At 74.7% G+C, this 14172-nt stretch carries 11 protein-coding genes; 7 read left to right on the top strand and 4 right to left on the bottom strand.

All coding sequences use genetic code 11. The features are described 5' to 3' along the window. Nucleotides 1–25 precede the first annotated feature (25 nt). Nucleotides 26–994, bottom strand: a complete 969-nt coding sequence (gene pip / locus ACWCPW_RS21150) for a prolyl aminopeptidase (protein ID WP_449763120.1) — start codon at nucleotides 992–994, stop codon at nucleotides 26–28. Nucleotides 995–1143: 149 nt separating this feature from the next. Further along, the gene (locus ACWCPW_RS21145) at nucleotides 1144–2547 is read right to left on the bottom strand and encodes a WS/DGAT/MGAT family O-acyltransferase (RefSeq protein WP_449763119.1); all 1404 of its coding nucleotides are present in this window, start codon (nucleotides 2545–2547) and stop codon (nucleotides 1144–1146) included. A gap of 144 nt (nucleotides 2548–2691) precedes the next feature. Here ACWCPW_RS21145 and ACWCPW_RS21140 point away from each other — a divergent pair, with 144 nt between their 5' ends. From ACWCPW_RS21140 to ACWCPW_RS21130, 3 genes are all read left to right on the top strand, one after another. After that, on the top strand, nucleotides 2692–3273 hold the full coding sequence (locus ACWCPW_RS21140) for an excalibur calcium-binding domain-containing protein (RefSeq protein ID WP_449763118.1): 582 nt from the start codon (nucleotides 2692–2694) through the stop codon (nucleotides 3271–3273). A 179-nt stretch (nucleotides 3274–3452) separates the two neighbouring features. After that, nucleotides 3453–5567, top strand: a complete 2115-nt coding sequence (locus tag ACWCPW_RS21135) for a restriction endonuclease (protein WP_449763117.1) — start codon at nucleotides 3453–3455, stop codon at nucleotides 5565–5567. A gap of 146 nt (nucleotides 5568–5713) precedes the next feature. Then, nucleotides 5714–7942 carry a primosomal protein N' gene (locus tag ACWCPW_RS21130; protein ID WP_449763116.1) on the top strand — a complete coding sequence of 743 codons (2229 nt, stop codon included), beginning with the start codon at nucleotides 5714–5716 and terminating at the stop codon, nucleotides 7940–7942. 148 nt (nucleotides 7943–8090) lie between these two features. On the opposite strand, the gene ACWCPW_RS21125 is transcribed toward ACWCPW_RS21130, so the two are convergent. Together ACWCPW_RS21125 and ACWCPW_RS21120 are read right to left on the bottom strand one after the other, a co-directional pair. Beyond that, entirely contained in the window at nucleotides 8091–9257 is a 1167-nt protein-coding gene (locus ACWCPW_RS21125) for a hypothetical protein (RefSeq protein WP_449763115.1), read from the bottom strand. Continuing rightward, nucleotides 9254–9862, bottom strand: a complete 609-nt coding sequence (locus ACWCPW_RS21120; RefSeq protein WP_449763114.1) for an RNA polymerase sigma factor — start codon at nucleotides 9860–9862, stop codon at nucleotides 9254–9256. Before ACWCPW_RS21120 ends, ACWCPW_RS21125 begins: the two co-directional genes overlap by 4 nt. Nucleotides 9863–10177: 315 nt before the next feature. Here ACWCPW_RS21120 and def point away from each other — a divergent pair, with 315 nt between their 5' ends. The 4 genes from def (at nucleotide 10178) to ACWCPW_RS21100 (ending at nucleotide 14119) form a co-directional block, all read left to right on the top strand. After that, the gene (gene def, locus ACWCPW_RS21115) at nucleotides 10178–10723 is read left to right on the top strand and encodes a peptide deformylase (RefSeq protein ID WP_395865728.1); all 546 of its coding nucleotides are present in this window, start codon (nucleotides 10178–10180) and stop codon (nucleotides 10721–10723) included. A 6-nt stretch (nucleotides 10724–10729) separates the two neighbouring features. Next, nucleotides 10730–11662: a methionyl-tRNA formyltransferase gene (gene fmt, locus ACWCPW_RS21110; RefSeq protein WP_449763113.1), complete on the top strand. Its 933-nt coding sequence runs from the start codon at nucleotides 10730–10732 to the stop codon at nucleotides 11660–11662. A gap of 5 nt (nucleotides 11663–11667) precedes the next feature. Further along, nucleotides 11668–13062, top strand: a complete 1395-nt coding sequence (locus ACWCPW_RS21105; RefSeq protein ID WP_449763112.1) for an RsmB/NOP family class I SAM-dependent RNA methyltransferase — start codon at nucleotides 11668–11670, stop codon at nucleotides 13060–13062. Between the two features lie 355 nt (nucleotides 13063–13417). Then, entirely contained in the window at nucleotides 13418–14119 is a 702-nt protein-coding gene (locus ACWCPW_RS21100; protein ID WP_449763111.1) for a hypothetical protein, read from the top strand. Nucleotides 14120–14172 lie beyond the last annotated feature (53 nt).

Genomic DNA, 14172 nt, shown 5'->3' with positions numbered 1-14172 from the left:
ACATTCTCCCGGGCCCACGCACACCTCAGCCCACCTTCCGTCCCGCGAAGCGGTCCGTGGCCTCGATCAAGTGGTGCGTGATGCCCGGTTCGAAGGAGGCGTGGCCCGCGTCCGGGACGATCACCAGTTCGGCCTCGGGCCAGGCGCGGTGCAGGTCGTACGCGCTCGCCGGAGGCGTGCACATGTCGTAGCGGCCCTGCACGATCACGCCCGGGATGTGCCGCAGCCGGTCGGCGTCGCGGATCAGTCGGCCCTCCTCCAGGAAACCGGCGTTGACCATGTAGTGGCTCTCGATCCGGGCGAACGCCAGGGCGAACTGCTTTTGCCGGTGCGCCTCGATCAGGTCGGGCCGAGGCAGCAGCGCGATCAGCGTGCCCTCCCATGTGCTCCACGCGACGGCCGCCTCCTCGCGGACCTTGGGGTCCGGCCCGTTCAGCCGTCGGTGGAACGCGCCCAGCAGGTCGCCGCGTTCGGCCTCCGGAATGGGCGCGAGGAACTCCTGCCAGGCCTCGGGGAACAACATCGCCGCACCGCCCTGGTAGAACCACGCCAACTCCGCGCGCCGCATGGTGAAGATGCCGCGCAGGACGAGCTCGGTGACCCGTTCCGGGTGGGTCTGCGCGTAGGCCAGCGCCAGCGTGCTGCCCCACGAACCGCCGAATACCAACCACTGCTCCACGCCCATGAGTTCGCGCAGCTTCTCGATGTCGGCGACCAGGTGCCAGGTGGTGTTCGTGCTCAGGTCCGTGTCGAACCGGCTCACATGCGGTGTGCTTTTGCCGCAACCGCGCTGATCGAAGAGCAGGACGTCGTACCGCGTCGGATCGAACGAGCGCACATGGTCGGGCAGACAGCCGCCGCCGGGGCCGCCGTGCAGGAAGACGGCCGGCTTGGCGCCGGGTGTGCCGTGGCGGCGCCACGCGATCGACTGGCCGTCACCGACGTCCAACATGCCCTGGTCGTAGGGTTCGACGGCCGGATACATCGTGCGCATGGGGATCCCCCCGGCTCGGTGGTGTGGTCTTCGGGTGGACCACACGAACGGATATCGACGTGACCCAGCACATCACGAGGGCGGCCCGGCCGTCCCGGATCGGCGATCACCCCCGTGGGAGCGCGGCCGCCCACACCCGCGTGGCGTGCTCAGGCGGTCCCGCCCGCCGCCGCCACCAACTCCTCGAAGCCCGCCCGGATTCCGTCCGCGAGCACCTGGACGTCGGGGACCGCGTCGAAGTCCGCGTTGATCCCGAAGGTCACCCGGTCCAGGTAGGAGAAGATCCCGACGCTGATCCGCATCGTGCTGGCGATCGGCACGTACGGGTACATCTCCGCGAGTGGTCGGCCCAGCATGTACAGGGGTACCCGCGGCCCGGGCACGTTCGTGGTGAGCGTCTGCAGGAAGCGCTGCGGGAAGCGCAGCGCGGTGCGCGAGCCCAGGGCGAGCAGGGTCGGTGCGGCGAAATTGCCCAGCCCGGTCAGCACGTCCGCGCCGGCCGCCTGCCGACTGCGCTTGAGATCGTCCATCTGCGCCCGCACGGACGCCAGTCGGGCCACCGGATCGTCCTCGCCGACCGGCAGGTTCACCAGGATCGCGCTGAGTCGATTGTTCAACGTATTGCGCTCGCGCGGCGAGCGCACCGACACCGGGACCAGCGAACGGACCACCTGCTCCGTCGTCAACTCCCCTCGTGCCGCCAGCAGATCGCGGAAGCCCCGGGTGATCGCGGCGAGGATGACGTCGTTGACGGTGCCGCCGAACTCCTTGCGCACCCGCTTGATCTCGGCGATGTCGGAGGCGGCCCACACCCACCGCCGATGCGGGCCGATCGAGCCGTTGAGCGAACCCGCCGACGTCTCCAGGAGCCGATGGGCGGTACCGGGCAGGCTGCCGGCCAGGGCTCGCACGATGTCCGCCAGCTCCGATCCGCTGCGCATCTCCCGGGCCAGGGCCGGCACCGCGGCGAGGTGCTTGACCGGGGCCGCGACGGCGTCCCGCAGACCGTCCGCGATCAGGTCGAACGTGCTCGGCGCGGGCTCGGGGAGCCACGGGTCCGGGTCGACCGGCTCGGCCGGTTCGGGGTGTTCGCGCCAATCGAGCAGGATCTGGAGCAGGTCGGTGCCGGCCACGCCGTCGATCAGGCAGTGGTGCACCTTGGAGATGATCGCCCAGCGACCCTCGGCCAGGCCCTCCACGAGCCAGACCTCCCACAGCGGCTTGCTCAGGTCCAGCCGCTGCGCGAACAGCCGACCGGCGAGGTTGCGCACCTGATCCGCGCCGCCCGGCGCGGGAACCGCGGTGTGCCGCACGTGGTAGAGGATCTGGAAGTGGTCGTCGTCCACCCACACCGGTCGCCCCAGGTGCAGGGGCAGCGTGCGCACCCGCTGGCGGTAGCGCGGTACGTCCGGCAGCTTCGAGACGAACAGGCGGATCACGTCGCCGTAGGCCGGCACCGGCCCCTCGAAGACCAGGACGCATCCGACGTGCATGGGCACGTTCTCGTCCTCGACGAAGTAGAACCCGGCATCCATCGCGCTCAATCGGTCCATCCAGGCACGGTAGGTCGCGCCCCGAGCCGGGGTCCAGATTTCCGCCGAAACGTCACGGGCCGTGCGCGATGCGGGGATCGCCGGAACGGGCGGGCCCGAGGGGGCTAGAGTCCGGACGGCACGTATCGAGGGGGGAACTCGCACATGCGCATATCGGCCGGCCGTCTGCCGAAAACCGCTTCCGTCCTGCTGCCGGGGACCGTCGCGTTGACCTTGACCCTGGCGTTGACCCTGACCGGATGCGACGGGGACGGCGGCGGGAAGTCCGATCGGCCGAAGTCGTCGCCGAGCGGTACCGCGCCGGCGAGCACGCCGCCGCCCACGTCCGCGCCGCCGAGTTCGGCGCCGCCGACCACCAAGGCGCCCGGTACGCCGTCGCCGAAGGCCACGGGACCGCTCACCACGGCTCCGGCGCCGGTGCCCGGCGGCTCGAACGCGACCGCCTCGGGCGGCGGAGCGAGCGGAAGCGGTTCCAACGGAGGGTCCGCGGCGGGCGGCTCCACGGTCGGCGGGTCCTCCGGCACCGGCTCGACCGGCACCGGCTCGTCCGCCGGCTCCGGTGCGAACGGCAGCACGAGCGACGGCAGCAGCACCGGCGGTGGCGGACCGGTCTACTACAAGAACTGCACCGCCGTCCGCGCCGCGGGGGCCGCGCCGATCCGCCGCGGCGATCCCGGCTTCGGCTCGCACCTGGACCGCGACGGTGACGGAGTCGCCTGCGAATGACCCGGCTTACCCGAGCCCGAGCGGCGTTTGGGCCGGCGCGCCGCCCCGCGCTTCGACAGCCGTTCCGACAGCCGGTGCGACCGGCCCGAACCCACCGACCGCCTTCGCGTCGGTCGGTCCGACACGGCAGGATGTCTTCGAGCGTGGGGGCGGACGGGTGAGGGTGGAAGGGCGATAGCGTGGCGAGTCGGCGGAGCACCGGCGTGCTGGGGGCATGGGCCGAGCTGCAGCGGCAACAACAGCGGCAACGCGAGGCCGAGTTGCGCGCGCGACAGCAACAACTGCGGGCCGACGAACGCAATCGGCGCGAGGCGCAGAAGGCCGCCGCACGGGCCGACCGCGAGGCGCAGCGCGCGTATCAGCAGTCCCGCGAGGCCGAAGTGGCCCGGCGGACCGCCGAGATCGAGGAGCGGGTGGCGGAGCTTCAGGGTGTGCTCCGGGCCCGCCTGAGCCAACCCGGCTTCCGCATCGAACGGCTGCGGGCCGCCGTGGAGATCCCGCCGTTCCAGCCGGGTGAGCTCGCGCGACCGATCCCGATGCCCGACCCGGCGCGCTACCAACCGGCCGCGCCGTCCGGCCTGGGAAGTTTCGCGCCGGGCGCACAGTCGCGCTACGAGCAGGACCGCGCGCAGGCGCAGGCGCGGTACGAGTACGACCTGCGGGCCGCGCAGGCGGCCGAGTACCAGCGGCAGCAGCGATACAACGACTACCACCGGCAGTTCCAGGACTGGGCGAACGGGCAGCGCGCGCTCGCCGCGCAGCGCAACGAGCAGGTCGACGACCTGGTGCGGCGGCTGGCGGCGCGTGATCCCGAGGCGATCGAGGACTACTTCGAGGGCGTGCTGCTGGCGTCGCCGGACTGGCCCGAGGGCTTCTCCGACCATTCGACGGTGGCCTTCGACGCCGCCGCGCGCCAGCTCGTGGTCGATCACGAACTGCCCACCACCGATGTGGTGCCGCACATCGCGCGGGTGCGCTATGTCAAGACCGACGACCAGGAGAAGGAGGTCGCGCGCACCGCGACCGACCGACGCGCGATCCACCGCGACGTGCTCGCGCAGAGCGCGATCCGGATACTGGCCGAGCTGTTCTTCGCCGATCACGAGGGCATCCTCGACTCGGTGGTGCTCAACGGCTTCGTCCAGGCGGTCAATCCGGCCACCGGCCGACACGGGCGCACGTACCTGCTCACGGTGACCGCGCGGGCCCGGGAGTTCCGGGAGGTGAGTCTGGACCGGGTGGACGCGCTCGCGTGCCTGGAGGCGATGCGCGGCACGTTGTCCGCGCGCCCGGACCGGCCCACCCCGGTACAGCCGAGCCGGCTCGCGGACAGCGTCGCGTCGGCGCCGACGCCGGCGCCCGCCCCGACCCCCGCCCCCGCGCGGTCCGGCTCCGGCGACGACGAGCCGGACCTGTTCGTGATGGACCCGATCGAGTTCGAGAACCTGATCGCCCAGTTGTTCCAGCGCATGGGCATGCAGGTCGAGACCACCGCGCGCAGCGGCGACCAGGGGGTCGACGTGGTCGCGGTGGATCCGGACCCGATCCGCGGCGGCAAGATCGTGGTGCAGGTCAAGCGCTACCGCAACACCGTCCCGCCGACCGCCGTGCGCGACCTGGCCGGCACGGTGCAACACCACGGCGCGAACAAGGGCCTGTTGGTCACCACGTCCGGATTCGGGCCCGGCAGCCACGAGTTCATCCGGAACAAGCCGCTGGGCCTGGTCACCGGCCCGGAACTGGTGGGCCTGCTCGCGCAACACGGCCTGCGGGGCCGCCTGGGTCCCGGCGCGGGGGGCGCCGCGCCCGCCGCGCCCGGCAGCCGGATCCTGGTCCAGCTCGGCCGGCAGCCGGGCAACGCGCCGCCGCTGGACCCGTGCGCGTTCGTGTGTCAGCGCGGGCGGGTGCTCAGCGACGAGCACTTCGTCTTCTTCAACAACCCGGCCAGCCCCGACGGCGCGGTCCGGATCGGCGACGGGGTGGCCTTCCTGGTCGACCTGGCCCTGCTGCCCGCGCGGGCCGACCGGCTGGTGCTGGCCGCCGCCGTCGACGAGGAACAGGCCCCCGGCGGCGACCTGGCCGGCCTGCGCGGGGCCACGCTGACCCGCCTGGACCAGGCCGACGGCCACCGCATCGGCGAGACCTCCGTACCCACCCGCCGCCCGGGGGAGACCGCGATGGTCCTGGGCGCCTTCGTCCGCACCGACGACACCTGGACCTTCTCCCCGACCGGCAACGGCTTCCGCAACGGCCTGCTGGGCGTGGCCGAATCCCACGGCGTCGAGGTGGAGTAGGCCGGCAGGCCCCGAGCCGACGACGGAGGAGCGCGCGGCCCGCGCCGGGAGGGCGCGGCAGCGGCCCGCCGGCGCCTCGCGTACCCGCGGGGAGCCGGCCCGGTACCCGCGCGGGTTCGTCGTACCCGTCTGTCAAGATTCCTGGTGTGGCGACGAACGATCCGGAGGCGGGCGGCAACGAGGAGGACGAGCAGCTCACGCTCGGGGTCGAGCAGGCGCGGCGGGCGGTCCGGGCCGTGCGGGCGCGCAAGCCCAAGCCCAAGGCGTCCGCCGAGCGCCTGCCGGTGGCGCGGGTCCTGGTGGACAAGGGCCTGGTGCACCTGGACCGCCTGTTCGACTACTCGGTGCCGGCCAAGCTGGCCGAGGTGGCCCAGCCCGGGGTGCGGGTGCGGGTGCGGTTCGGGGCCAAGGTCGTGGACGGGCGGCGGCAGGGCGGCGGGCTGATCGACGGCGTGATCGTCGAGCGGGTCGAGCGCAGCACGTACGGCGGGCCGCTGGCGCCGCTGGCCGGTGTCACCTCGCCCGAGATCGTGCTCGCGCCGCCGATGATCGAGCTGGCCCGCGCGGTCGCGGACCGGTACGCGGGCACCCTCGCCGACGTGGTCCAGATCGCGCTGCCCGCCCGGCACGCGCGCGCCGAGGCGGAGCCGTCCGGGGAGCCCCTGGTCCGCCCCGCCCCGCCGCCCCCCGGGCCGTGGACGCGCTACCCGTCGGGCGCCGCGCACCTGGCCGAGCTCGCGGCGGGCGCATCGCCGCGCACGGTGTGGACCGCGCTGCCCGGCCCGCACTGGCCCGACGAGATCGCCCGCGCGATGGCCGCGACCCTGGCCGGCGGCCGAGGCGCGCTCGCGGTGGTCCCGGACGCCAAGTCGGTGGAGCGCGTGGACGCGGCGCTGACCGCGCTGCTGGGACCGGGCAGGCACGTCGCGCTCACCGCGGGTCTGGGGCCGCAGGAGCGCTACCGGCGCTGGCTGGCGGTCAACCGCGGGACGGTGCGCGCGGTGGTCGGCACCCGGGCGGCGATGTTCGCGCCGGTGGTGGAACTGGGCCTGGCGCTGGTCTGGAACGACGGCGACGACTCGCACGCCGACCTCAACGCGCCCTACCCGCACGTGCGCGAGGTGCTGGCGATGCGCGCCGCGCGCGAGCACGCCGCGTTCACCGTCGGCGGGCACGCCACCACCGTCGAGGCCGCGCAACTGGTGCGCTCCGGGTGGGCCCGGCCGCTGGACGCGGACCGGGCGGCGGTGCGCGCCGCGGCCCCGCTCGTGCGCACCGTCGGCAGCGATCTGGACCTGGCCCGGGACGAGGCCGCGCGGGCCGCGCGGCTGCCGAGCATGGCGTGGGAGGTGGCGCGCAACGCGTTGCGGACCGGGCCGGTCCTGGTCCAGGTCCCGCGCCGGGGCTACCTGGTCCGCACCTCGTGCCAACGGTGCCGCGAACCCGCGCGCTGCGTCCACTGCTCGGGGCCGCTCGAACTGCCCTCCGGAGACGGCGTGTTGACCTGTGGCTGGTGTACCCGTCCGGCACCGGCCTGGCGTTGTCGGGTGTGCGGCGGCGATCGCATCCGGGCCGGTGTGATCGGCGCGCGCCGGACCGCGGAGGAGTTGGGCCGCGCGTTTCCCGCCGTGCCGGTGCGTACCTCGGGCCGGGACGCGATCCTGACCGCCGTGCCGGACCTGCCCGCGCTGATCATCGCCACGCCCGGCGCCGAACCGGTCGCGCCGAGCGGCTACGCGGCGGCGTTGCTCCTGGACGGCTGGGCCCTGCTCACCCGGCCCGACCTGCGCGCCGGCGAGGAGGCGCTGCGCCGCTGGCTGGACGCGGCGAGCCTGGTCCGGCCGGCGGGGGAGGGCGGCACGCTGGTGGTGGTCGCCGAGTCCACGCTGCGCCCGGTGCAGGCGCTGGTGCGCTGGGATCCGCAGGGGTACGCGCTGGCCGAACTGGTCGAGCGCGCCGAGTTGAACCTGCCGCCGGTGTCGCGGATGGCGTCGGTCACCGGGCCGCCGGCGGGCATCGCCGACTTCCTGGCGGTGCTCCGGCTGCCGGACGGGGCGGACGTGCTGGGCCCGGTCCCGGTCGCCCCGACCGCGCCGCGCACCCCGCCGCCGGCGGCGCCGGCCAAACCCGACCCGCGTGCCGCGCGGACCCGCGCCGAGCTCACCCGCGCCCTGTTCGGCGACACCCCGCCGCCGGGCCGCCGCCCGGCCGCGCCCCCCGCCGCGCCGCCCCGGCACGAACGTGTACTGCTGCGCATCGAACCGGGCCGAGGCGCGGAGCTGGCCCATGCCCTCAAGGCGGCCCAGACCCTCCGCCTGGCCCGAGCCGCCCCCGACCCGGTGCAGATCAGAATCGACCCACCCGACATCGGCTGAGCGCCTGCCGCCGCACCGAGCCGACCGGTGCGCGCCAGGCCGTATGCGCCCCATCACGCACGCCGGCCCGTGAACCGCCGGCCCGTGAACCGCCGGCCCGTGAACCGCCCGGCCGTTCCGCCGGACGGCCGTCCTTCCCCGCCGACACTCACCCCCAGTGGGTTCGGCTCCCGCAGGACTTCGTCGTCGGGGCCTGTGCGCAGCGCAGGGATTCCGCGTCCGCCACGCGCTCGTGCAGCAGCGCGCCGGCCGCGTCGTAGGCCCGGATCCGGGCCGGCGCGACGTCGTTGCCCGGTACGGCCGCGAACCACACGCCGTTGCGTACCACCGCGCCCACCGTCCGCCCGTCGGGCAGCTCGACCACGACCCGCGCCACCGCGCCGGTGGTGCGGCCCCACCACGTGGTCGGGGTCGGGGCCACCATCGGAAGCGGCTCGGCCGCGGCCGGGTCCAGGGGGAGGGGTTGCGCCCCGGGCAGCATCATGGCCAGGGTCCGGCGCACCTCGAACGCCCCCGCGAGGACGCCGTCGGCGGCCGTCGGCGCCGGCAGCTCCGGCGGGGACTTCTCGCCGTGGCACACCACCAGATCGGGCTTGTCGGCCTTGCCCAGCACGAACGGGCGCAGCCCGCCGGACGCGTCGTGCTCCCACGCGGTGAAGTACGGCCGGAACGCCGCGTCCGGCTCGCGCACCTTCCACACCCTCCGGTCGGGCGCGGTGGTGATCCCGGTCGGGCGCGGCGTCGATGTGGGCGGCACGATCCACCCGGTCGGGGTCCACGACACGGCCGTGGGGGGCGGCTGGGCCGGCAGCCCGTTCGGGCCCGTCCCGTCTCCCGGCGTGCGCATGGGCATGTCAGCGGCATTCAACGGAGTGCCGGGCGGCAGGGTGTGGCCGTCGCTCGGCGGGGCGGACCCGGGCGCGCTCGATCCCGGCGGCGACATCGTCGGACCTCCCGCGTCGAATCCGGTCGGCGGCGGGGGCGGAACGGCGGTCCGACGGCCGAGCTCCAGACACGCGGTCAGCGTGCGGGTCGCCACGTCCCACGGCACCGGATCGCCGGGCTTCGCCGCGTCCTGGGGCACCCCCCGGGTCGGGTCCTGCCCGGCCACCGGGCCGGCCGGCGCCAGATCCCGCGGGCCCTGCCACGGCTGCGCGACCAGGATCCCGGCCGCGCACACCGCGAGCACCGCGCCCGCGGCGATGCCCGGCGTCAGGGCCCGGGCGCGGGACGTTTCCCCGGTGTCGAGAATCGCGAGCAGTTCGCGCCTGCGCCGCTCGTGCCCCGGCAGTCGGTCCTGGTTGTACGGGCTCATCGTGCCTCCTCGATGCCTCGGTACGTGCCCGCGTGCACGCCCTCTTCGGCCAACAGGCCGCCCAATCGTTTCCGCGCCCGGTGCATGCGCGCCTTGACCGTGCCCAGCGCGACGCCGAGCGCGGTCGCGGCCGCCTGCTGGTCCAGGCCGCCCCAGACGCACAACTCCACGACGTCGCGCTCGTGCCGGGGCAGCCGCGCCACCGAGCGCCGCAGCGCCTGCGCCGCGCGTTCCTCGTCGATCCGCCGGGCCACCTCGTCCGCGTGGTCGGGGACATCCCGCGGCAGCGGTACGCGCGCCGCCAGCGCCCGATAGCGCTTGAGCGCGCGCCGCCGGTTCGCGAGCGTGCGATTGGCCGTACCCAGCAGCCACGGCAGCGCGCTGTCCCGGTCGAACGTCACTTCCGCGCGGCGGCGCCAGGCGGTCAGGAACACCGCCGACGTCAGGTCCTCGGCCTCGCCGCCGTCCCCGATCCGGCGCAGCACATGCCCATACACCGCCCCCGCGTGCCGGTCGAACACCACCGCGAACGCATCGCGATCCCCCGTCCGGACCCGGGACCACACCACGTGATCCCCGTCCTCCTGCACCTGATCCGTCGTCACACCCCGAGAGTGTCCGCCTCGCCCACCGAGGTTGCCTCCGCCCCGACTCCCGCGCCGACTCCGACGCCGCATCCCGCCCCGCATCCCGCGCCGACCCCACTCGAACCCACCCGAACCCCACCCGCGAGGCCCCACCCCCCGCGCCCCCGCCCCATGCCGCGGTGTGTGCGCCGGCCGCGGCCCGGGTGCTCAGTAGACTTGCCGCTCTCCGGTTTCGATCGACCGGCGCCACCGCGCGGCCGCACCGCGCCGGAACGCCGCCGCGCGCCGGCGACTTTCGTCACCACGACCGACCACCGATGGGGGAGCACACCCGTGGCAGTCCAGCCGATTCGTCTGTTCGGCGACCCCGTCCTGCGGAGCAAGGCCGACCCGGTCACCGTGTTCGACAAGGAACTGCGGCGCCTGGTCGCCGACCTCACCGACACGATGCGCGACGCGCCCGGCACCGGCCTGGCCGCACCCCAGATCGGCGTCGCCCTGCGGGTGTTCACCTACCAGGTGGACGGCGAGGTGGGCCACCTGATCAACCCGGACCTGGACCTGTCCGACGACGAACAGGACGGCCCCGAGGGCTGCCTGTCGCTGCCGGGCCTGCGCTACGACACCAAGCGCGCGTACGGCGTGGTCGCCAAGGGCTTCAACATGCACGGCGACCCCGTCACCATCGAAGGCACCCAACTGCTCTCGCGGTGCATCCAGCACGAGACGGACCACCTCGACGGCATCCTGTTCATCGACCGGCTCGACCGCGAGCAGCGCAAGGCCGCGCTGCGCGCGCTGCGCGAGGCCCAGTGGGCCGGGCAGGCGCCGCCGCAGGTCAAGTTCTCCCCCCACGGCACCTTCGGGAAGGCCCTCTAAACCCCCATGCGCCTAGTCTTCGCCGGCACCCCCGAGGTCGCCGTACCCGCACTCGAAGCCCTGCTGGAATCCCGGCACGAGGTGGTCGCCGTCGTCACCCGACCCGACGCACCCGCCGGCCGAGGCCGCAAGCTCGTCGCCAGCCCGGTGGCCGAGCGCGCAGCCCGGGACGGGATCGAGATCCTGCGCCCGACCAAGCCGCGCGACCCGGACTTCCTGGCCCGGCTCGCCGAGATCGCCCCCGACTGCTGCCCCGTGGTCGCCTACGGCGCGCTGCTGCCCAAGGCCGCGCTGGACATCCCCGCGCGGGGCTGGGTCAACCTGCACTTCTCGCTGCTGCCCGCGTGGCGCGGCGCGGCGCCCGTGCAGCACGCGGTGCTCGCCGGCGACGACATCACCGGCGCGTGCACCTTCGAAATCGAGCAGGGCCTGGACTCGGGCCCCGTCTACGGCACCGTCACCGACGAGATCCGCCCCACCGACACCAGCGGCGACCTGCTCGAGCGGCTGTCCCGCTCCGGCGCGCGGCTGCTGGTGGCGACCATGGACGGCATCGCCGACGGCAGCCTGGAGGCGCGCCCGCAACCGCCGCACGGCGTCACCCTCGCGCCCAAGCTGACCGTCGAGGACGCGCGCGTGGACTTCACCGCGCCCGCCCTGCGGGTGGACCGCGTGGTGCGCGGCTGTACGCCCGCCCCCGGTGCCTGGACCACCTTCCGCGGCGAGCGCCTCAAGCTCGCCCCGGTGCGTCCGCGCGGCGGTGACAACGCGCTGGCTCCCGGCGAGATCGCGGTGGAGAAGAAGGTGGTGCGCGTGGGTACCGGCAGCCACGCGATCGAACTCACCCAGGTCCAGCCCCAGGGCAAACGCATGATGGCCGCCACCGACTGGGCCCGGGGCGCACACCCCGAGTCCGGTGAAACCCTCGGCACGAACTGAGCACCGTGACCAACGCCCCCGCCGCACGCCCCTACCGCCGCCCGCGTCCCGACGCCGCGCGCCTGGCCGCCTACGACGTCCTGCACGCGGTCGGCGAACGCGACGCGTACGCCAACCTGGTGCTGCCCGCGCTGCTGCGCGAACGCAGGATCATCCCGCGCGACGCCGCCTTCGCGACCGAACTCGTGCACGGCACGCTGCGCCGCCAGGGCACCTACGACCAGATCGTGGCGGCCTGCACGGACCGGCCGATCAAGGAGATCGACCCGCCGGTGCTGGACGTGCTCGCGCTCGGCGTGCACCAACTGCTGAGCATGCGCACCCCCGTGCACGCCGCCGTCTCGGCGACCGTGGAACTGGCCCGCGCGGTCCTCGGCGACGGCCGCGCCAAGTTCGTCAACGCGATCCTGCGCCGGGTGTCCAAGCAGGACCTGGACACCTGGCTGCGGCAGATCGCGCCGCCCTACGACGAGGACCCCGAGGGCCACCTCGCGGTCCTGCACTCGCATCCGCGCTGGATCGTGCAGGCGCTGTGGGACGCCCTGGGCGCGCGCGGCAACCCGCACGACCGCGCCGCGATGGAGGCGCTGCTGGCCGCCGACAACATCGCCCCGGTGATCTCCCTGGTCGCCCGCCCGGGCCGGGTCGAACTCGCCGAACTCTACGAGGCCGGCGCCACCCCCGGGCGCTGGTCGCCGTACGCGGCCACCCTCCCCGAGGGCGACCCGGCCGGCATCAAGGCGATCCGGGACGGCCGCGCCGCGGTCCAGGACGAGGGCAGCCAACTGGTCGCCGCCGCGCTGGCCAACGCGGAGGTCGAGGGCGCGGAGAGCCGCTGGCTGGACCTGTGCGCGGGCCCCGGCGGCAAGGCCGGCCTGCTCGCGGCGATCGCCACCGGGCGCGAGGTGTCGCTGCTGGCGGTCGAGCGCCGACACCACCGCGCCCGACTGGTGCGCAACGCGATCGGCCACCTGACCCACCATCAGGTGATCACCGCCGACGGCACCCGGCCGGCCTGGCAGCCCGGGAGCTTCGACCGGGTGATCGCCGACGTGCCGTGCAGCGGCCTGGGCGCGCTGCGCCGCCGGCCCGAGTCGCGCTGGCGCCGCAAGCCCGAGGACATCCCCGAACTGGGCGAGCTCCAGCGCGCGTTGCTGCGCGGCGCGGTGGCCGCGGCACGCCCCGGCGGGGCGATCGCGTACGTCACCTGCTCACCGCATCCGGCGGAGACGCGCGTGGTGGTGGACGACATCCTGCGCGCGGGCGAGGCCGAGCTGATCGACGCCCGGCCGCTGTTCCCGGGCGTGCCGCACCTGGGCACCGGCCCGGACGTACAACTGTGGCCGCACCTGCACGGCACCGACGCGATGTACCTGGCCCTGCTGCGCCGCACGGGCTGAGCACTCGACGGCCCGGGCCGACCGGCGCTTCGGCGCAGGCGGCTTCGGGCAGGCGCGACGCCCGGGTGACCGCGACGCCCGGGTGACCGCGGTGACCGGGTGACCGCGGTGACCGCGACGCCCGGGTGAGCGCGACGCCCAGGCCGCCACCCGCGTGGGTGCCCGTTCACCCACACGTGTCACACGATCACCCGTACGGACGGGTGGCACGTGCCTGAATTCGGTACAAGTGGGGCATAACGGCGAAGGCGGTCATCACTTTCGGCTCGGCCGCACCGGTCGTCCCTCGAGTCCCAGGAAATCCCAGGAAGTCCGAGGGCGACCGGCAGCCGCCACCGCAGGAGCCGCCGTACCCATGTCCACGCTCGCCCCCAGCACCCCGCGCCCCGGCCTGCTCGCCCGCACCGGGGGAGCGGTCCGCGGCGAGTGGGACAGGCTCACCTCCGTCCCGGCGCGCGAGTTGCGCGCGCACGGCGTGTGGGCGATCCCGCTCACCTGCTGCACGGTGCTGCTGACCCTCGGCTTCTGGCTCGCCTGGCGTACCGCGTGGGGCGGCGACGTGGCGCGTGTACTCGGCGGCGTGAGCGCGGGCATCCCGCTGCCGCTCGCGCTGCTGCGCACCCCCGTGTCGCTGTTCGTCCCGGCGCCGGACCTGCCGGTGTGGGGCGCCCTGATCCAGGTGCTGATCCTGTTCGGACTGGCCGAACTCGACCTGGGCGCGCGGCGCACGCTGGCGATCGCGTACCTGGCCACCCTGTGCGGCACGCTGACCGCTCGGGTGATGATCGCGCTCGGCCCGGACCACCTGTTGGGCATCGACGCCCGGCACGGCGACGTCCTGGACACCGGCCCCTCGGCCGCGGTGGTGGGCCTGGTGGTGTGCATCGCGATGGTGCGCCGCGCGCCGATCCTGTTCGCCGGCGCGTGGATCCTGATGATCGCCGAGGTCGTGGTCAAGCCGAACCTGGCCGGCCGCGAGCACATCGCCGCGATGGCCGGCGTCACCGTGTGCACCGGCGCCTACCTGGCCTGGCAGCGCCGCCGCGCGCCCGCCTGACGCCGCCGCGCGGCGCGGGAGACCTTGAGCGGCCCGCCCACCCCAAAGTATCT

This window comes from Embleya sp. NPDC001921 (genome assembly GCF_053594475.1).
The sequence above is the reverse complement of the archived record's forward strand: the minus strand, read 5'-3'. Positions and strand labels throughout refer to the sequence as shown.

Bases quoted from the DNA above. Each gene is read 5' to 3' on its own strand.
- pip (WP_449763120.1), bottom strand. From the start codon at position 994: ATGCGCACGATGTATCCGGCCGTCGAACCCTACGACCAGGGCATGTTG.
- ACWCPW_RS21140 (WP_449763118.1), top strand. From the start codon at position 2,692: ATGCGCATATCGGCCGGCCGTCTGCCGAAAACCGCTTCCGTCCTGCTG.
- fmt (WP_449763113.1), top strand. From the start codon at position 10,730: ATGCGCCTAGTCTTCGCCGGCACCCCCGAGGTCGCCGTACCCGCACTC.
- ACWCPW_RS21125 (WP_449763115.1), bottom strand. From the start codon at position 9,257: ATGAGCCCGTACAACCAGGACCGACTGCCGGGGCACGAGCGGCGCAGG.
- ACWCPW_RS21145 (WP_449763119.1), bottom strand. From the start codon at position 2,547: ATGGACCGATTGAGCGCGATGGATGCCGGGTTCTACTTCGTCGAGGAC.
- ACWCPW_RS21100 (WP_449763111.1), top strand. From the start codon at position 13,418: ATGTCCACGCTCGCCCCCAGCACCCCGCGCCCCGGCCTGCTCGCCCGC.